The organism is Citrobacter sp. CK180 (assembly GCF_030333655.1).
GTDB classification, from domain to species: domain Bacteria; phylum Pseudomonadota; class Gammaproteobacteria; order Enterobacterales; family Enterobacteriaceae; genus Citrobacter_B; species Citrobacter_B koseri.
On sequence record NZ_JAOWFM010000055.1, the window covers coordinates 1 to 16,743 of the forward strand.

Consider the following 16,743-nt stretch of genomic DNA (forward strand, 5'->3'; position numbering starts at 1 on the left):
GCGCCAACAGTACGGCCGCCTTCACGGATTGCGAAACGCAGACCGTCGTCCATCGCGATCGGGTGGATCAGGGTAACAACCATTTTGATGTTGTCGCCCGGCATTACCATCTCTACGCCTTCCGGCAGTTCGATGGTGCCAGTCACGTCAGTTGTACGGAAGTAGAACTGCGGACGGTAGCCTTTGAAGAACGGAGTATGACGGCCGCCTTCATCTTTGGACAGAATGTACACTTCAGATTCGAACTTGGTGTGCGGCTTGATGGAACCCGGCTTAGCCAGTACCTGACCACGTTCGATTTCTTCACGTTTGATACCACGCAGCAGAACACCTACGTTCTCACCAGCACGGCCTTCGTCCAGCAGTTTGCGGAACATTTCAACGCCAGTACAGGTAGACTTCGCAGTCTCTTTGATACCAACGATTTCAACTTCTTCGCCCACTTTGATGATACCGCGCTCTACACGACCGGTAACAACGGTACCACGACCGGAGATGGAGAATACGTCTTCGATCGGCAGCAGGAAAGGCTTGTCAATCGCACGCTCTGGTTCCGGGATGTAAGAATCCAGGTAGCCAGCCAGTTCGATGATTTTCGCTTCCCACTCTGCGTCGCCTTCCAGCGCCTTCAGAGCAGAACCACGAACGATCGGCGTGTCGTCGCCCGGGAAATCGTACTGAGACAGCAGTTCACGCACTTCCATCTCAACCAGTTCCAGCAGCTCTTCGTCATCAACCATGTCGCATTTGTTCAGGAACACGATGATGTACGGAACGCCTACCTGACGACCCAGCAGGATGTGCTCACGGGTCTGCGGCATCGGGCCGTCAGTCGCAGCAACAACCAGGATCGCGCCGTCCATCTGCGCAGCACCGGTGATCATGTTTTTAACATAGTCGGCGTGGCCCGGGCAGTCTACGTGCGCGTAGTGGCGAGTCGGGGTGTCGTATTCAACGTGAGAAGTGTTGATGGTGATACCACGAGCTTTTTCTTCCGGCGCGTTATCGATCTGGTCGAATGCACGAGCAGCACCGCCGTAGGTTTTAGCCAGTACGGTAGTGATTGCAGCAGTCAGAGTAGTTTTACCATGGTCAACGTGGCCGATGGTGCCGACGTTAACGTGCGGTTTTGTACGTTCAAATTTTTCTTTAGACACGGCTATATTCCTTACTATAGTGCTCTCCCCTTCAGGAGAGAGCACGGGACTTAGGTTTTAATCCTGTGGATTATTTACCACGGGCTTCAATAACGGCCTGAGCAACGTTGCTCGGTGCATCATCATACTTCAGGAATTCCATAGTGTATGATGCGCGACCTTTGGTCAGAGAACGCAGCTGAGTTGCATATCCGAACATTTCAGACAGCGGTACTTCAGCGTGGATCTTAACGCCAGTAACTTCGGATTCCTGACCGCGCAGCATACCGCGACGACGGCTCAAGTCACCAATTACGTCACCGGTGTTCTCTTCCGGCGTTTCTACCTCAACCTTCATGATCGGCTCAAGCAGAACAGGTTTCGCTTTCTTAAAGCCTTCTTTAAAGGCAATAGACGCAGCCAGTTTAAACGCCAGTTCAGAGGAGTCAACGTCATGGTAAGAACCGAAGTGCAGACGGATACCGATGTCAACAACCGGATAGCCAGCCAGCGGGCCTGCTTTCAGCTGCTCCTGGATACCTTTATCAACGGCCGGGATGTATTCGCCAGGGATTACACCACCCTTGATGTCGTTGATGAACTCGTAGCCTTTCGGGTTGGAACCCGGCTCCAGCGGGTACATGTCGATAACAACATGACCGTACTGACCGCGACCACCAGACTGCTTGGCGTGTTTACCTTCGATATCGGTAACTTTCGAGCGAATCGCTTCGCGGTAAGCAACCTGAGGTTTACCGACGTTCGCTTCAACGTTGAATTCACGCTTCATACGGTCAACGATGATGTCGAGGTGCAGCTCACCCATACCGGCGATAATGGTCTGGTTAGATTCTTCGTCAGTCCATACGCGGAAAGACGGGTCTTCTTTAGCCAGACGGCCCAGAGCCAGACCCATTTTTTCCTGGTCAGCTTTGGTTTTCGGTTCTACTGCGATGGAGATTACCGGCTCAGGGAATTCCATACGTTCCAGAATGATCGGCGCGTCCGGGTCACACAGGGTGTCACCCGTAGTTACGTCTTTCAGACCGATAGCAGCAGCGATGTCGCCCGCGCGAACTTCTTTGATCTCTTCACGTTTGTTAGCGTGCATCTGAACGATACGACCGAAACGCTCACGTGCGGATTTCACGGAGTTCAGTACGGTATCACCAGAGTTAACCACACCAGAGTACACACGGAAGAAGGTCAGGTTACCCACGAACGGGTCGGTAGCGATTTTGAATGCCAGTGCAGAGAAAGGCTCATCATCGCTAGCATGACGCTCAGCCGGAGTATCTTTACCGTCGTCCAGGATACCGTTGATCGCAGGTACGTCAACCGGGGATGGCAGGTAATCAATTACCGCATCCAGCATCGCCTGAACACCTTTGTTCTTAAATGCAGAACCACAGGTTACCAGGATGATTTCGTTGCTCAGAACACGCTGACGCAGAGCTTTTTTGATCTCTTCTTCAGTCAGTTCTTCGCCACCCAGGTATTTTTCCATCAGCTCTTCAGAAGCTTCCGCAGCGGACTCGATCAGGTTCTGGTGCCATTCTTCAGCCAGTTCCTGCATGTCAGCCGGGATATCTTCGTAAGTGAAGGTAACGCCTGCATCTGCTTCGTTCCAGTTGATGGCTTTCATTTTCACCAGGTCAACAACACCGGTGAACGCTTCTTCAGCGCCAATCGCCAGTTGCAGCGGAACAGGGTTCGCGCCCAGACGGCTTTTGATCTGACCAACAACTTTCAGGAAGTTCGCACCCATACGGTCCATTTTGTTAACGAACGCAATGCGCGGAACTTTATATTTGTTTGCCTGACGCCATACGGTTTCAGACTGCGGCTGAACACCACCAACTGCGCAGTAAACCATTACTGCACCATCAAGAACACGCATGGAACGTTCTACTTCGATAGTGAAGTCAACGTGCCCCGGGGTGTCGATGATGTTTACGCGATGCGGTTCATACTGCTTAGCCATACCAGACCAGAATGCAGTAGTCGCTGCGGAGGTGATGGTAATACCACGCTCCTGCTCCTGCTCCATCCAGTCCATGGTAGCTGCGCCGTCATGAACTTCACCGATTTTATGGTTTACACCGGTGTAGAACAGAATACGTTCGGTAGTAGTGGTTTTACCGGCGTCGATGTGCGCACTGATACCGATGTTACGGTAGCGTGCGATGGGTGTTGTACGAGCCATTTGATTCCTCGTTTTATCTTCTAGGCGTTCAATTTAAGTAGCCCAAAGCGGGCTGCTTGCTGGAAGCGCCCGCCTGGTGACTAAAATTCCGAAGGGATTACCAACGGTAGTGTGCGAACGCCTTGTTGGCTTCTGCCATACGGTGAACGTCTTCACGTTTCTTAACTGCAGTACCTTTGTTGTCTGCAGCATCAGTGAGTTCGTTCGCCAGGCGCAGAGCCATGGATTTATCACCGCGTTTACGAGCAGCTTCAACGATCCAACGCATTGCCAGAGCATTACGACGAACCGGACGGACTTCAACTGGTACCTGATAAGTAGAACCACCAACGCGGCGAGACTTAACTTCGACAGTCGGGCGCACGTTTTCGAGAGCTACTTCGAAAGCTTCCAGTTCAGATTTACCAGAACGCTGAGCCAGGGTCTCCAGCGCGCTGTATACGATAGTTTCGGCAGTAGATTTTTTACCATCTACCATCAGGATATTTACAAATTTAGCCAGCAGTTCTGATCCGAACTTCGGATCCGGAAGAATTTTACGCTGACCAATGACGCGACGACGTGGCATGGAAATACTCCGTTGTTAATTCAGGATTGTCCAAAACTCTACGAGTTTAGTTTGACATTTAAGTTAAAACGTTTGGCCTTACTTAACGGAGAACCATTAAGCCTTAGGACGCTTCACGCCATACTTGGAGCGAGCTTGCTTACGGTCTTTAACGCCGGAGCAGTCAAGCGCACCACGTACGGTGTGGTAACGAACACCCGGGAGGTCTTTTACACGACCGCCACGGATCAGGATCACGGAGTGCTCCTGCAGGTTGTGACCTTCACCACCGATGTAGGAAGTCACTTCAAAACCGTTAGTCAGACGAACACGGCATACTTTACGCAGCGCGGAGTTCGGTTTTTTAGGGGTGGTAGTATATACACGAGTACATACGCCACGTTTTTGCGGGCATGCTTCCAGCGCAGGCACGTTGCTTTTCGCAACTTTGCGAGCACGTGGTTTGCGTACCAGCTGGTTAACTGTTGCCATTAAATAGCTCCTGGTTTTAGCTTTTGCTTCGTAAACACGTAATAAAACGGCCTCACACAATATGAGGACGCCGAATTTTAGGGCGGTGTCGAAAAGGTGTCAAGAAATATACAACGATCCCACAATCACCAGGCCATCTGGCTGGGATGCTTAACCGCAAGTCTGACGAAGTCAGTATAGTCAACCCTGACGACACTGTCTGAAATTTGACCGCTCAAACCGCGAGCATCGATATCTTCTTTCAGTGCGTAAACCGTTATGGGGGCGTTACGCAAACTTTCAAGGAAACGGCTACCTTCGATGGCCGCCGTAACGCCATCCTGTAGCAATAAAAGCGCATCGCCTTCTTTGCACACGCGAAGAAGCGCGGAAACGTCACTGAGCCATGCGGAACGATGTAATGTATGCAGGATAGTCACGTCAGAACCTCAGGATAACATCATAATTGTCCAGTTCACCGCGCAACGCTTCAGGTTCAAGCGGCGTCGCATCCACGATGAAACTCGCCCCCGTCTCCAGACCGCGCTCACGCAACGAGGCGGCACACAGCCAGCATTGCTCGATATCGTACAGCCCCAGCAGTTTGAAGGTGGCGATATAATCCCGCGCCAGCACGACGTCAGGCGTTTGTCCCGAAAGAATCTGAAAAACGCCGTCGCCGATAAAAAAGACGCCAGTCTCTTCCGTCAGCGCCGACGTCGCCAGTAACGCATCCAGTCCTTCGCGGCCCGACGCGCTGCCGTGCGGCGTGGTGGAAAATACAAAAGCAATACGTTTCATCAAAACTGCACCACGCGATCGCAGGTCAGGGAGGCTTCCGCCAGTGCGCCAAGCCCGCTCAACGAAAACCCTGGCTGTAAGTTGGCTGATGCCAGCGCCAGCCTTTTTGCTTCGGTCTCATCCACAATGCCGCGACGCAGCGCCGCCGCAACGCAGATATTCAACGCGACGCCATGCTGCGCGCCCAACTGCTGCCATGCGCGCACCAGGTCGAATTCATCGCTGGCCGGAGAGGTCAACTGGTTGGCGTTATACACGCCTTCCCGGTAGAAAAAGACGCTGCTCAACTCATGCCCTTCGTTAACTAAGGCATGTGCAAACTGCAACGCGCTACTCGCTTGCTGCGTTCCGTACGCTGGCCCCGTCACCACAATGGCAAAACGCATTACTTATCTTGCCCCTGGAAGTCGCCGCTTTTGAACTGACGAATATAGAGGTAGACCGTATGTTTGGAGATGTTCAGGCGGTCAGCCACCTGGTTAATCGCATCTTTAATATCGAAGATCCCCTTCTCATACAGATTCAGCACAATCTGACGATTCTTCGCGTTATTCGAGACATTGCGATCGGCATTCACCTCTTCAATGGTGAATTCCAGCGTCTGAGTGACCAGATCCTCCACCGAGGAGGCAAAGTTCACGGCGGAACCCACTTCCGGCGTTTCCGGCGGAATAAAGGTATTCATAATCTGCGAGAACGGCACATCAAGGTTCATGTTGATGCACAGCAGACCAATTACGCGATGCTCGCGGTTGCGAATGGCAATCGTCACTGACTTCATCAGGACACCGCTTTTCGCGCGTGTGAAGTAACACTTCGATACGCTGCTATCCGCACCCGTCATATCATGCAGCATGCGCAATGCAAGGTCAGTGATCGGCGAGCCAATTTTGCGCCCCGTGTGTTCACCGTTGGCAATGCGAATGGCTGAGCATTTCAAATCCTGCAAAGAGTGCAATACGATTTCACAATGGGAACCAATGAGCATCGCTAACCCGTCCACCACCGCTTCGTAGGATTTCAGAATATCAAAGTCGGTTTGATCGAAAGGACGTTGATCCAGTAAGTCAAGCTCACTGGTTTCGTTGGTTAAAAGCGACCTGGTCATGAAAAAAAACACTCCTTTTCAGGAGCCTGTCGTTATGTTTTCAGGGCAGGCTCATTATTTACGCGGATGATTAAATTAATACAGCGGGGGTTCCGCTTTCCAGTATTAATTATATCCGGCCTGCAATAAAAAAACCGCCGCCATGACAGGCGGCGGTTCTCAGTTTTTATTTTTTAGCAGCATCTGCCGATTTGGCATCGGCCGCTGCGTCTGGTTTCGCATCGGCTTTCGGCGCCGGTTTGATGTCCAGCAGCTCTACATCGAATACCAGCGTGGAGTTAGCCGGAATACCCGGAACGCCCGTTTTACCGTAGGCCAGATCCGGTGGGATAACCATCTGGATCTTACCGCCTTTCTTAATGTTCTTCAGGCCTTCAGTCCAGCCCGGGATCACGCCGTCCAGACGGAAAGAGAGCGGTTCGCCACGGGTGTAGGAGTTATCGAACTCTTTACCGTCGATCAGCGTACCTTTGTAGTTAACCACAACGGTGTCGCTGTCTTTTGGCGCTTCGCCAGTACCGGCTTTCTCTACTTTATAAACCAGACCTGTTGAAGAGGTTTTCGCCCCTTTCTCTTTAGCAAATTTCTCGCGGAACGCTTTACCTTTCGCTTCGTTGTCAGCGGCGTCTTTTTCCATCTTCGCCTGAGCGGAGGTCTTCACGCGCGCTTCAAATGCCTGCAAAGTCTGCTCGATTTCCTGGTCAGACAGTTTGCTCTTGTCTGCAAATGCATCCTGGACACCCGCGATCAGCTGATCTTTATCCAGTTTGATCCCCAGTTTTTCTTGTTCCTTCAGGGAGTTTTCCATGTAACGACCCAGCGAAGCGCCCAGCGCATAAGCAGATTTCTGGTCGTCATTCTTGAACGCGGCTTTGCTGTCAGCAGTTGCAGCTGGTTTCGCGGCGTCCGCAGCGAAAGTGAGCGGTGCATGCAGAGCAACGGCCATCGTGGTCGCCAGCAGCGTTACTTTAAACAGTGATTTCATCCATATCTCCAGGGCCGGGGCATCTCACCCCAAGGTTAACTTACATGAGAAGCGTACTATAAAACGTTGTAGAACAAATCAACATACGGACACGCCCTATTATCACCCCTTTTCAGACTCTTTTTGTTTAAATTAGTTTCGTAGAGGGCGAATGAGTGCTGTGTAATCCGATAAAGTTCAGTAGAATCCGCCGCGACCCAAGAAGTGCCGGAGACAACAAGAGAGGTGAATCATGCAAGATATAACGATGGAAGCTCGCCTGGCTGAACTGGAGAGCCGTCTGGCGTTTCAGGAGATCACCATTGAAGAACTCAACGTAACGGTGACCGCGCACGAGATGGAGATGGCGAAACTACGCGATCATCTGCGCCTGCTGACGGAGAAGCTTAAAGCCAGCCAACCGTCGAATATCGCCTCGCAGGCCGAAGAGACGCCGCCACCGCATTATTGAGACGTAAAAAAAGCGGGATATTCCCGCTTTTTTGTGCCAGATGGCGGCGTAAACGCCTTATCCGGTCTACTGTAGCCCTGATAAGCGCAGCGCCATCAGGCATTACAGACGATTAATGGCAACCACAGCCGCCGTTACCGCCACAACCACCTTTGCCATGCTCATGACCGTGGTCATGATCGTGGCCGTGGCCGCCGCAGCAACCGTCGTGACCGTGGTCGTGGTCGTGACCGTGCGCGCCGTGAACGTGGCCATGAGCCAGTTCTTCTTCGGTCGCTTCGCGGATCGCCACAACTTCCACGTTAAATTTCAGGTTCTGGCCAGCCAGCATGTGGTTACCGTCAACCACAACGTGGTCGTCTTCCACTTCGGTAATTTCTACCGGTACCGGGCCCTGGTCAGTTTCCGCCAGGAAACGCATGCCAACCTGCAACTCGTCAACGCCCATGAAGACGTCTTTAGGCACGCGCTGCACCAGGTTTTCGTCATACTGACCGTAAGCGTCGTTCGCGCCAACAGCCACATCGAATTTATCGCCAACGTCGTGACCTTCCAGCGCTGTTTCCAGGCCAGAGATCAGGGAACCGTGACCATGCAGGTAGTCCAGCGGCGCACTCACCGGAGACTCATCAACCAACACACCGTCTTCTGTACGTACCTGATAGGCCAGGCTAACCACCAGGTCTTTTGCTACTTTCATGATATCTCCTGAGCATGGGAAGAATAGTGGCGCAGATTGTAGCGGAATTCTGCACCCGTGTACCCACTAGCTTAAAAAAACCTGCGGCATATCGCTAGTCTGGATGAAAAATCCCGATCACTTGCTCTTCTTTGCGAACGTGCTCGCGAGCCGCTTTATCGGCTTCACGCATCTGATGACCGCACTTAACACACTCAACAATATCGACATTATTTTCGCGCCACATCGCCATTGAATCCTGCGCCTGGCAGGCCGGACACGTCGCCCCTGCAATAAAACGTTTACGAATCGCCATACCTACCCTCTACTCAAACTCATCCCAGCCATCCAACTGGCGCCGCTCTTGCTGCATCTCTCGCTGGAAAATCTCCTCCAGTTCGCGTCTGGCCTCTCTGGCACGAGAAATTTGCACCATGTCGGTATGCATCGGAATAAGCTCCCTTAGCATACGCATATCCAGCCGACGGAAATGCAGTTGCGCACGCTGCGCCTGGTGTGGGTGCATCCCTAACGACACCAGCGTCTTACGCCCCAGTTCCAGCGCGCTGGAAAACGTCTCGCGGGAAAACTGCGTGACACCCGCCTGTAATAACTCATGCGCTTCCACACGTCCGCGCGCTCGCGCAAGAATATGCAAATGCGGGAAATGCTGCCGGCATATCTCCACCAGCTTCATGGTGTCTTCCGGCTCATTACAGGTAATGACGATAGACTCCGCCGCTTCCGCTCCCGCCGAACGCAGTAGCTCCACCTGAGTCGCATCGCCGTAATACACTTTGTAGCCGTATTTTCGCATCAGGTTAACGGCGCTGATATCGCGCTCCAGTACGGTGATGCGCATTTTATTCGCCATCAACAAACGGCCAATTACCTGACCAAAACGCCCGAATCCCACGACAATCACCTGCGGTTTATCATCATCCACCCAGGGCTTTTCCTCTTCCTCTTCCGGGCCGTTAAGCTGTCTGGAGAGCCATTTATCGACGAGCTTCATCAGCAGCGGCGTGGTCATCATCGACAGCGTTACGGTGACCAGCAGCAGCGACATCTGGTCGCCCTGAAACAGCCGCTGGGACGAGGCGGTGGAAAAGAGCACAAACGCGAACTCGCCCCCCTGACTCAGCACGCCCGCAAACTGCATCCGCTCCGAACTCCGAATCCCGTACAGACGCGCCAGCAGATAAAGCACCAACGTTTTCACCGCCACCAGCACGATGACGCTCACCGCCACCCACAGCAGGTGGGTATAGAGCACGCCAAGGTTTAACGACATCCCTACGGAGATAAAGAACAACCCCAGCAGCAGCCCTTTGAACGGATCGATGGCCGTTTCCAGCTCATGACGGTATTCGCTTTCCGCCAGCAGTACGCCTGCGATAAACGTGCCGAGCGCCATCGACAGCCCCAGCGCATCCATAAATAAAGCAGACCCCAGCACCAGCAACAGCGTGGCGGCGGTAAACACCTCGCGCACGCCGGAATCGGCGATAAAGCGGAACACCGGGCGCAGCAAATAGCGACCGCCAATCAGCATCCCGGCAAAGGCCAGCACCTTCATGCCGACTTTAATCCAGTCAAAATGTTCATCTGCCGAGCCAGCCAGCAGCGGCACCAGCGCCAGCGCGGGGATCACCGCCAGATCCTGGAACAGCAGCACCGAAAAACCCAACTGGCCGGATTCGCTGCGGTTCATCCCCTTTTCCCGCATCAGTTGCAGCGCCATCGCGGTCGATGACATCGCCAGACCAATCCCGCCGATCACCGCCGCCTGCCACGAGAAATCGGTAAGCATCAGCAGCCCGGCCAGCACAACAGCGCTCAGCATCACCTGGGCCGCCCCGACGCCAAAGATAGAGCGACGCAGTTGCCAGAGTTTGGAAGGGTTGAGTTCCAGGCCGATGATAAACATCAGAAAGACAACGCCCAGCTCAGAAAAGTGGAGGATTTCATCAACGTCGCTGATAAATCCCAGCCCCCAGGGGCCAATCGCAATCCCTGCCAGCAAATATCCCAGTACCGCACCAATACCCAGCCGCGATGCCAGTGGCACCGCAGCGACCGCCGCGAAGAGGAACATCACCCCCGCTGTCAATAAATCGGAACCTTCCATTAGCGACCTCCCGCCAGAACAGGGTTTGCCAGCCATTCGCCGTAGGCTTTCGCGTGGCTGGCCAGTTCCTGCTCACTTTGTCGCCTGGCCCAGTAGATAATAATCGGACTCATCCAGTGCATCCGGCACATCGCCGCCGTCAGCTCAAACGGCCGCAGCACATCGGTCATCGGATAGCGGTTCAGCGCATCGTAACGATACGCGCTTTCCGGCTCGCCGGTGGTAATCACGCTCCGCCAGTACTTTCCCGCCAGTTGGTTCCCCCCTGGGCCACTGGCGAAACCACGGCTGAGCACGCGGTCTAACCACTCTTTAAGCAGCGCCGGACAGCTATAGGTATACAGCGGATGCTGGAAAACAATCACGTCATGTTCACGCAATAGCGCCTGCTCATACGCGATATCGATAAAAAAATCAGGGTAGTGCGCGTAGAGATCGTGCACCGTCACATTACTGAGTTGCATGGCCGGTTTAAGCAGCACCCGGTTCGCGACCGAGTCCTGAGATTCTGGATGGGCATACAGCAGCAGTACCTTTGCTGGCTGGGACATCATCCCCCTCCCGGTTATTTTGTGTATCGTTATTGTTTTGGGCTACCATTGCGCTCCGGCGCGGCAGAATGCCCGCATATTACATTATCATAATGATAAATTAACATAGTCTGAACATACGGCGCCTTATGATTGTTTTCTCCTCGTTACAAATTCGTCGCGGCGTGCGCGTCTTGCTGGACAATGCCACCGCCACCATCAACCCAGGACAGAAGGTCGGCCTGGTGGGTAAGAATGGCTGCGGTAAATCTACCCTGCTGGCATTGCTGAAAAATGAAATCAGCGCCGATGCAGGCGGCGTGACCTTTCCCGGTAACTGGCAGCTGGCGTGGGTGAATCAGGAAACACCCGCGCTTGCACAACCTGCGCTGGAGTACGTGATTGATGGCGACCGCGAATACCGCCAGCTGGAAGCGCAGTTGCACGACGCCAACGAACGTAACGACGGGCACGCCATCGCCACCGTACACGGCAAGCTCGACGCCATCGACGCCTGGACCGTGCGCTCACGCGCCGCCAGCCTGCTCCACGGCCTCGGTTTTAGCAACGAACAGCTTGAACGTCCGGTCAGCGACTTCTCCGGTGGCTGGCGCATGCGCCTTAACTTGGCCCAGGCGCTGATTTGCCGTTCTGACCTGCTGCTGCTCGATGAACCGACCAACCACCTCGATCTTGATGCCGTTATCTGGCTGGAAAAATGGCTGAAGAGCTATCAGGGCACTCTGATTCTGATTTCGCACGACCGCGACTTCCTCGATCCGGTGGTAGACAAAATCATTCATATCGAACAGCAAACCCTGTTCGAATACACCGGCAACTACAGCGCATTTGAAGTGCAGCGCGCGACCCGGCTGGCCCAGCAGCAGGCGATGTACGAGAGCCAGCAGGAGCGTGTGGCGCATTTGCAAAGTTATATCGACCGTTTCCGCGCCAAAGCGACAAAAGCGAAGCAGGCGCAGAGCCGTATCAAAATGCTGGAGCGTATGGAGCTTATCGCCCCCGCGCATGTCGATAACCCGTTCCACTTCAGCTTCCGCGCGCCGGAAAGCCTGCCCAACCCGCTGCTGAAAATGGAGAAAGTGAGCGCCGGGTATGGCGATCGCATCATTCTGGACTCCATTAAGCTGAATCTGGTGCCCGGTTCACGCATCGGGTTGCTGGGGCGCAACGGCGCCGGTAAATCAACGCTTATCAAGCTGCTGGCGGGCGAGCTTGCGCCTGCCAGCGGTGAAATCGGTCTGGCGAAGGGCATTAAACTCGGTTACTTCGCTCAGCATCAGTTGGAGTATTTGCGAGCGGATGAATCGCCGCTGCAACATCTGGCGCGGCTGGCGCCGCAGGAACTGGAGCAGAAGCTGCGCGATTACCTCGGCGGGTTTGGCTTCCAGGGCGATAAGGTCAGCGAAGAGACCCGTCGCTTCTCCGGTGGTGAAAAAGCGCGTCTGGTGCTGGCATTGATCGTCTGGCAGCGCCCTAATCTGCTGCTGCTTGATGAACCAACCAACCACCTTGACCTCGATATGCGTCAGGCGCTGACCGAAGCGCTCATCGAATTTGAAGGCGCGCTGGTGGTCGTCTCGCACGACCGTCACCTGCTACGCTCCACCACCGACGATCTCTATCTGGTTCACGACCATAAAGTCGAGCCGTTCGATGGCGATCTGGAAGACTATCAGCAGTGGCTGAGCGACGTGCAGAAACAGGAAAGCCAGCCTGATGACGCCCCGAAAGAGAACGCCAACAGCGCCCAGGCGCGTAAGGATCAGAAGCGTCGCGAAGCCGAACTGCGTGCCCAGACCCAGCCGCTGCGTAAAGAGATCGCCCGTCTGGAAAAAGAGATGGAGAAGCTGAACGCGAAACTGGCGCAAGCGGAAGAAAAACTGGGCGACAGCGAACTGTACGACCAGAGCCGCAAAGCGGAACTGACGGAATGCCTGCAACAGCAGGCCAGCGCCAAATCCGGGCTGGAAGAGTGCGAGATGGCCTGGCTGGAAGCCCAGGAACAGCTTGAGCAGATGCTGGCCGACTAACTTCGGGAATATGACGATGAATCCGCTGATAACCAACGATATCACCTTTCGCAAGTTAAGCATCTTCATGACGTTTATGGAGAAAGGCAATATTTCCCGGACGGCGGAGGCGCTGGATATCAGCGGGGTCAGCGTTCATCGCGCGCTGCATACGCTGGAAGAGAATGTTCGCTGTCCGCTGTTTGTGCATAAAGGACGTAATCTGATCCCGCAACCGGCGGCGTGGACGCTGCTGGAGTATTGCCAGGAGGTCAGCCAGTTGATGGCGCGCGGGCTGGAAGAGGCGCGCAAAACGGCAGGGATCGGCCAGGGGCGTCTGCGCGTGGGTACGCTCTACTCTCTGACGCTGGAAACCGTCCCGCATCTGATCATGGGGATGAAACTGCGCCGACCGGACCTCGAACTGGATCTGACAATGGGCTCCAACGAAGCGCTGCTGAGAATGCTGGAAGACGGGATGCTGGATGCGATCCTGATCTCCATTTCGGAAAGCGCTATCGATCGCAACAGTCTGGAAGTGCTGCCGCTGTTTCATGACGATATTTATCTCGCCGCACCGGCGACGGCGACGCTTGACACCTCCTCGCCCGCCGATCTGCGTGATTACCGGGATCAGAAGTTTGTCTCACTGGCGGAAGGCTTTGCCACCTATGCGGGCTTCCAGGAAGCCTTTCATATTGCCGGGTTTGAACCAGAGATTGTCACCCGTGTGAACGACATCTTTTCGATGCTCAGTCTGGTGCAGGCAGGCGTCGGTTTCACTCTGATGCCGGGACGCATGAAGAAGATGTACGAGAATTCCGTACAGTTACTGAAGCTGTCGCAGCCGTACCAGATGCAGCAGCTCATCGCCATTGTCTTCGCCCGCAACCGCGAGCGCGACCCTAATCTGCTGGCGCTGGCCGCCGAAGGGCGCATGTACGCGCGTAGCCTTAATCCGGGCGCCTGATCGCCGGATGGCGACGCTGCGCGCCTTATCCGGCCTACGGGGTTGCGTGTTGACCGGGATCGCCGGATGGCGACGCTACGCGCCTTATCCGGCCTACAACGGGTGCGAGCCGTAGGCCCGATAAGCGCAGCGCCATCGGGCAACCGCACTAGCCTCTAAGCCGTTTTGCCAGATGCACCGCGACATCCACCCCGCTGCGCTCCAGCGAAACAGACTCACCTTCCCACTCCGCCTGTCGCGTTAAGCAGGTCAACACGCCGCCGGGCGGCATTTCAATCGCCAGCCGCGCCTCGCGCTCGTTGGCGGAGATCGCCGCGTCCTGCCAGCGCACCGTCCGCGCCATGTTCATCGCCAGATCGTCAGCAATACGTTCCGGCTGCCACAGCACGCGCCCGGTACTACCGCTGAGGTATGCACAGCGCGGACGGGAGAGCGTCACATGACGGAACGCCTCCACCAGCCGCTGCGCCGGTTCCGCCAGCAGAGCGCAGTGCGACGGCACGCTCACCGCCAGACGGTGGGCTTTACTCGCGCCTTTATCCAGCGCCCGCTTCGCAACATCCGCCATCGCCTCATCGCTACCGGCAATCACAATCTGGGTTTCCGCATTCAGGTTAGCGATAAAGGTTCCACTGCCTGCAACCAGCGACTCCACCTGCGGCAAGGTCAGCCCCATAATCGCCGTCAGGCCGTAACCGTGCGGATACGCCTGCTCCATCAAATCACCGCGCAGGGCCACCAGCGTCAGCGCGTCGGTAAACTCCAGCGCTCCGGCGATCACCGCCGCTGGATACGCGCCGATGGACAGGCCGCTGACAATATCCGCCGCGACGCCGCGACGTTCCAGCTCGCGCGCCCACGCCACCCCGGCAATCAGCAGAGCAAGCTGTACCGCCCGGGTGTGTTGCAGCGCGTCCGGGGTATCAAGCGTATTCGCCTCCGCCCCCAGCACCTCACGCGCCAGCGCTAACTCCGTTCCCGGAAGGTTTTGCAGCATACCTGCATGCTGCGTCCCCTGTCCCGGAAAGGTAAACAGGATTTTCATTTACTCCTCCCTGCGCCACGGGTCGCTGACCAGCCGCGGCCCCTGCGGCGTTTTTAACAGCGCTTTGCCATCGCGCAGCCATTCGTTCAGCGCAAACGCGCCGTACGGCGTTTCCACCTGGGTATCCGCACGGCAAAGCCCGCCCGTCAGTTGCTGCCGCCATTTCTCCAGCAGCTCGCGAGAGAGCGGCTGCCGGGCGCGAATCAGCAAATCCAGATCGCTTGCGGCGTGGATCACCGGGAGCCCGGTCGCCAGCGCGTAACCGGTACTGCCGGTAATCCCCCACGTCCACGGCCATGCCTGTTGCGTCAGTAATAAAGCCACCTGAACCGGTGGCTGCGAGATAAAGGGCGAGCGCAGCAGCGTCTGTGGGTCAACCAGCGATTCCGGCGTACAGACGCGGGTAATGGCGTCCGGTTGAGCCCAGCCCGCCGCGCGCTGGTCGCGCTTTATGCCGCGAACGCCGACGGGAATGCGCCCCTGCGCATCAACATCACGCCGTACCACCACCGGCAGGCGGGTATGCCAGACGTCATCCACCCAGGATTCCGTGACACCTTCCAGCGCGTTCCGCGCGTTAAGCCAGATAAGATCGTGGGGGCGTAATGTTGTGTTCATGCTTTAGAGTCCTGAAGTCAACGAGATAAACAACGGCAGCGACAGGATACACAGGACCGAGCTTAACAGCAGCACGGCTTCTGCATCCGGCGACTGCACGCCGAAGCGGTTACCGAACACCACGCCGAAGAAACCGGCAGACAGCGCAATCATCAGGATAGCGGTGATCGCCACCGAGCCATGCAGGCCGAAAATCAGCACGATCCCCCAGGCAATCGCTGGTTGAATCAGCAGCTTGGCAATGGTGGAGGTAATAACCATCGTGTTGATCTGCAACTTACGCGCAGAAAGAATCACCCCGGTCAGGAACAGCGCCGCCGCAGTGGCGGACAGGCCCAGCGGTTTGATCGCCGCCAGCACCAGCTCCGGCATCTTGATACCGACAGCGGAGAGAATAACCCCCAGCAGCGGCCCCATCACGATCGGTTTCTTGATTGAACGCCACATCAGCACCGGCAGCATCGACAGGGTAGAACCCGAGTTGCCGCCTTCCGCACGCGCTTTCTCACGCTCCAGAATCAGCAGGCAGAACGGCGTCATCAGCACGGAACCGCAGGCGATGGAAACCGCGACGGAGAGCGACGTTGACGGCCCTTCGCCCAGCACGCTACCGAGAATCGGCAGGCCAAGCGCGGCATAGTTTGGCAGAGCGACGGTCAGGGTCAGCACGGCCGCATCCTGCGGTGATTTTTTAAATACCTTCGTTGCCAGAAAATAGATAGCGGCGTAGGTGATCCACATCGCCAGCGTCAGCACCAGAATCAGCGGCGACTGCGCGACAATACCCGTCCAGGGCGTTTGTACCGTGGCGCTAAACAGCGCAGCGGGGAGTGCAAAATCCATGACGAAAATGTTGAGCAGGGAAACATTCTTGTTATCAACCATTTTGGCCTTCCCGGCCCAGAACCCCAGCAACATGATGACAAAAATCGGTGCAAGAGCATGAACAATCACGTAAGTCATAAATCACCTGTAATGAATAAAAGAGTTAGCACGGACGCGATGATTATTATTTTCAGGATGCAGGTCGCCTCA

General features: G+C 55.4%; 19 protein-coding genes. 3 read left to right on the forward strand and 16 right to left on the reverse strand.

Annotated elements, in window-relative coordinates; genetic code table 11:
* The 9 genes from tuf to fkpA all read right to left on the reverse strand — a co-directional run.
* Nucleotides 1–1,157: elongation factor Tu (gene tuf, locus OGV50_RS18905; protein WP_286458992.1), on the reverse strand; the 1,157-nt coding region annotated here is incomplete at its 3' end.
* 70 nt (nt 1,158–1,227) lie between these two features.
* Nucleotides 1,228–3,342 (reverse strand): elongation factor G, encoded by a 2,115-nt coding sequence (gene fusA / locus OGV50_RS18910; RefSeq protein WP_012135435.1) that lies wholly within the window; start codon nt 3,340–3,342, stop codon nt 1,228–1,230.
* A gap of 97 nt (nt 3,343–3,439) precedes the next feature.
* Nucleotides 3,440–3,910 carry a 30S ribosomal protein S7 gene (rpsG, locus tag OGV50_RS18915; protein WP_002920113.1) on the reverse strand — a complete coding sequence of 157 codons (471 nt, stop codon included), beginning with the start codon at nt 3,908–3,910 and terminating at the stop codon, nt 3,440–3,442.
* Nucleotides 3,911–4,006: 96 nt separating this feature from the next.
* Nucleotides 4,007–4,381: a 30S ribosomal protein S12 gene (gene rpsL / locus OGV50_RS18920; protein WP_000246815.1), complete on the reverse strand. Its 375-nt coding sequence runs from the start codon at nt 4,379–4,381 to the stop codon at nt 4,007–4,009.
* Nucleotides 4,382–4,506: 125 nt separating this feature from the next.
* On the reverse strand, nt 4,507–4,794 hold the full coding sequence (tusB, locus tag OGV50_RS18925; protein ID WP_024131005.1) for a sulfurtransferase complex subunit TusB: 288 nt from the start codon (nt 4,792–4,794) through the stop codon (nt 4,507–4,509).
* Nucleotides 4,795–4,801: 7 nt separating this feature from the next.
* On the reverse strand, nt 4,802–5,161 hold the full coding sequence (gene tusC, locus OGV50_RS18930) for a sulfurtransferase complex subunit TusC (RefSeq protein ID WP_012135437.1): 360 nt from the start codon (nt 5,159–5,161) through the stop codon (nt 4,802–4,804).
* Nucleotides 5,161–5,547 carry a sulfurtransferase complex subunit TusD gene (gene tusD / locus OGV50_RS18935; protein WP_012135438.1) on the reverse strand — a complete coding sequence of 129 codons (387 nt, stop codon included), beginning with the start codon at nt 5,545–5,547 and terminating at the stop codon, nt 5,161–5,163. Before tusD ends, tusC begins: the two co-directional genes overlap by 1 nt.
* Entirely contained in the window at nt 5,547–6,269 is a 723-nt protein-coding gene (locus tag OGV50_RS18940; protein ID WP_012135439.1) for a helix-turn-helix transcriptional regulator, read from the reverse strand. The genes tusD and OGV50_RS18940 overlap by 1 nt, the downstream gene beginning before the upstream one ends.
* A gap of 166 nt (nt 6,270–6,435) precedes the next feature.
* A complete protein-coding gene (gene fkpA / locus OGV50_RS18945) occupies nt 6,436–7,254 on the reverse strand; it encodes an FKBP-type peptidyl-prolyl cis-trans isomerase (RefSeq protein ID WP_047460812.1) in 819 nt (272 codons plus the stop codon).
* Nucleotides 7,255–7,486: 232 nt separating this feature from the next.
* Between fkpA and OGV50_RS18950 the strand changes: the two genes are divergently transcribed.
* On the forward strand, nt 7,487–7,705 hold the full coding sequence (locus OGV50_RS18950; RefSeq protein WP_012135441.1) for a protein SlyX: 219 nt from the start codon (nt 7,487–7,489) through the stop codon (nt 7,703–7,705).
* Between the two features lie 112 nt (nt 7,706–7,817).
* Here OGV50_RS18950 and slyD read toward each other — a convergent pair whose 3' ends face one another.
* The 4 genes from slyD to kefG all read right to left on the reverse strand — a co-directional run bounded on the left by slyD (nt 7,818) and on the right by kefG (nt 11,066).
* Entirely contained in the window at nt 7,818–8,405 is a 588-nt protein-coding gene (gene slyD, locus OGV50_RS18955; protein WP_012135442.1) for a peptidylprolyl isomerase, read from the reverse strand.
* 94 nt (nt 8,406–8,499) lie between these two features.
* Nucleotides 8,500–8,700, reverse strand: coding sequence for a YheV family putative zinc ribbon protein (locus OGV50_RS18960; RefSeq protein WP_047460809.1), 201 nt, complete (start codon nt 8,698–8,700; stop codon nt 8,500–8,502).
* A 9-nt stretch (nt 8,701–8,709) separates the two neighbouring features.
* Nucleotides 8,710–10,515, reverse strand: a complete 1,806-nt coding sequence (kefB, locus tag OGV50_RS18965) for a glutathione-regulated potassium-efflux system protein KefB (protein WP_286488711.1) — start codon at nt 10,513–10,515, stop codon at nt 8,710–8,712.
* The gene (gene kefG / locus OGV50_RS18970) at nt 10,515–11,066 is read right to left on the reverse strand and encodes a glutathione-regulated potassium-efflux system ancillary protein KefG (RefSeq protein ID WP_047463882.1); all 552 of its coding nucleotides are present in this window, start codon (nt 11,064–11,066) and stop codon (nt 10,515–10,517) included. Before kefG ends, kefB begins: the two co-directional genes overlap by 1 nt.
* Before the next feature lie 128 nt (nt 11,067–11,194).
* Here kefG and OGV50_RS18975 point away from each other — a divergent pair, with 128 nt between their 5' ends.
* Both OGV50_RS18975 and OGV50_RS18980 read left to right on the forward strand, forming a co-directional pair.
* The gene (locus tag OGV50_RS18975; protein WP_104868112.1) at nt 11,195–13,096 is read left to right on the forward strand and encodes an ABC transporter ATP-binding protein; all 1,902 of its coding nucleotides are present in this window, start codon (nt 11,195–11,197) and stop codon (nt 13,094–13,096) included.
* Between the two features lie 16 nt (nt 13,097–13,112).
* Nucleotides 13,113–14,045 carry a LysR family transcriptional regulator gene (locus OGV50_RS18980; protein ID WP_200093188.1) on the forward strand — a complete coding sequence of 311 codons (933 nt, stop codon included), beginning with the start codon at nt 13,113–13,115 and terminating at the stop codon, nt 14,043–14,045.
* 148 nt (nt 14,046–14,193) lie between these two features.
* Here the strand turns inward: OGV50_RS18980 and mdcH are convergent, their stop codons facing one another.
* Genes mdcH through OGV50_RS18995 form a run of 3 tightly spaced genes read right to left on the reverse strand, consistent with a single transcriptional unit; the run spans nt 14,194 to nt 16,671 of the window.
* A complete protein-coding gene (gene mdcH / locus OGV50_RS18985; protein ID WP_200093187.1) occupies nt 14,194–15,090 on the reverse strand; it encodes a malonate decarboxylase subunit epsilon in 897 nt (298 codons plus the stop codon).
* The gene (locus OGV50_RS18990; RefSeq protein WP_200093186.1) at nt 15,091–15,708 is read right to left on the reverse strand and encodes a malonate decarboxylase holo-ACP synthase; all 618 of its coding nucleotides are present in this window, start codon (nt 15,706–15,708) and stop codon (nt 15,091–15,093) included.
* 3 nt (nt 15,709–15,711) lie between these two features.
* The gene (locus OGV50_RS18995; protein ID WP_130028724.1) at nt 15,712–16,671 is read right to left on the reverse strand and encodes an AEC family transporter; all 960 of its coding nucleotides are present in this window, start codon (nt 16,669–16,671) and stop codon (nt 15,712–15,714) included.
* Between the last annotated feature and the right edge of the window lie 72 nt (nt 16,672–16,743).

Excerpts from the sequence above, each read along its gene's own strand:
- fusA (WP_012135435.1), bottom strand. The coding sequence starts at position 3,342 with ATGGCTCGTACAACACCCATCGCACGCTACCGTAACATCGGTATCAGT.
- rpsG (WP_002920113.1), bottom strand. The coding sequence starts at position 3,910 with ATGCCACGTCGTCGCGTCATTGGTCAGCGTAAAATTCTTCCGGATCCG.
- rpsL (WP_000246815.1), bottom strand. The coding sequence starts at position 4,381 with ATGGCAACAGTTAACCAGCTGGTACGCAAACCACGTGCTCGCAAAGTT.
- tusC (WP_012135437.1), bottom strand. The coding sequence starts at position 5,161 with ATGAAACGTATTGCTTTTGTATTTTCCACCACGCCGCACGGCAGCGCG.
- tusD (WP_012135438.1), bottom strand. The coding sequence starts at position 5,547 with ATGCGTTTTGCCATTGTGGTGACGGGGCCAGCGTACGGAACGCAGCAA.
- OGV50_RS18940 (WP_012135439.1), bottom strand. The coding sequence starts at position 6,269 with ATGACCAGGTCGCTTTTAACCAACGAAACCAGTGAGCTTGACTTACTG.
- fkpA (WP_047460812.1), bottom strand. The coding sequence starts at position 7,254 with ATGAAATCACTGTTTAAAGTAACGCTGCTGGCGACCACGATGGCCGTT.
- OGV50_RS18950 (WP_012135441.1), top strand. The coding sequence starts at position 7,487 with ATGCAAGATATAACGATGGAAGCTCGCCTGGCTGAACTGGAGAGCCGT.
- slyD (WP_012135442.1), bottom strand. The coding sequence starts at position 8,405 with ATGAAAGTAGCAAAAGACCTGGTGGTTAGCCTGGCCTATCAGGTACGT.
- OGV50_RS18960 (WP_047460809.1), bottom strand. The coding sequence starts at position 8,700 with ATGGCGATTCGTAAACGTTTTATTGCAGGGGCGACGTGTCCGGCCTGC.
- kefB (WP_286488711.1), bottom strand. The coding sequence starts at position 10,515 with ATGGAAGGTTCCGATTTATTGACAGCGGGGGTGATGTTCCTCTTCGCG.
- kefG (WP_047463882.1), bottom strand. The coding sequence starts at position 11,066 with ATGTCCCAGCCAGCAAAGGTACTGCTGCTGTATGCCCATCCAGAATCT.
- OGV50_RS18975 (WP_104868112.1), top strand. The coding sequence starts at position 11,195 with ATGATTGTTTTCTCCTCGTTACAAATTCGTCGCGGCGTGCGCGTCTTG.
- OGV50_RS18980 (WP_200093188.1), top strand. The coding sequence starts at position 13,113 with ATGAATCCGCTGATAACCAACGATATCACCTTTCGCAAGTTAAGCATC.
- mdcH (WP_200093187.1), bottom strand. The coding sequence starts at position 15,090 with ATGAAAATCCTGTTTACCTTTCCGGGACAGGGGACGCAGCATGCAGGT.
- OGV50_RS18990 (WP_200093186.1), bottom strand. The coding sequence starts at position 15,708 with ATGAACACAACATTACGCCCCCACGATCTTATCTGGCTTAACGCGCGG.
- OGV50_RS18995 (WP_130028724.1), bottom strand. The coding sequence starts at position 16,671 with ATGACTTACGTGATTGTTCATGCTCTTGCACCGATTTTTGTCATCATG.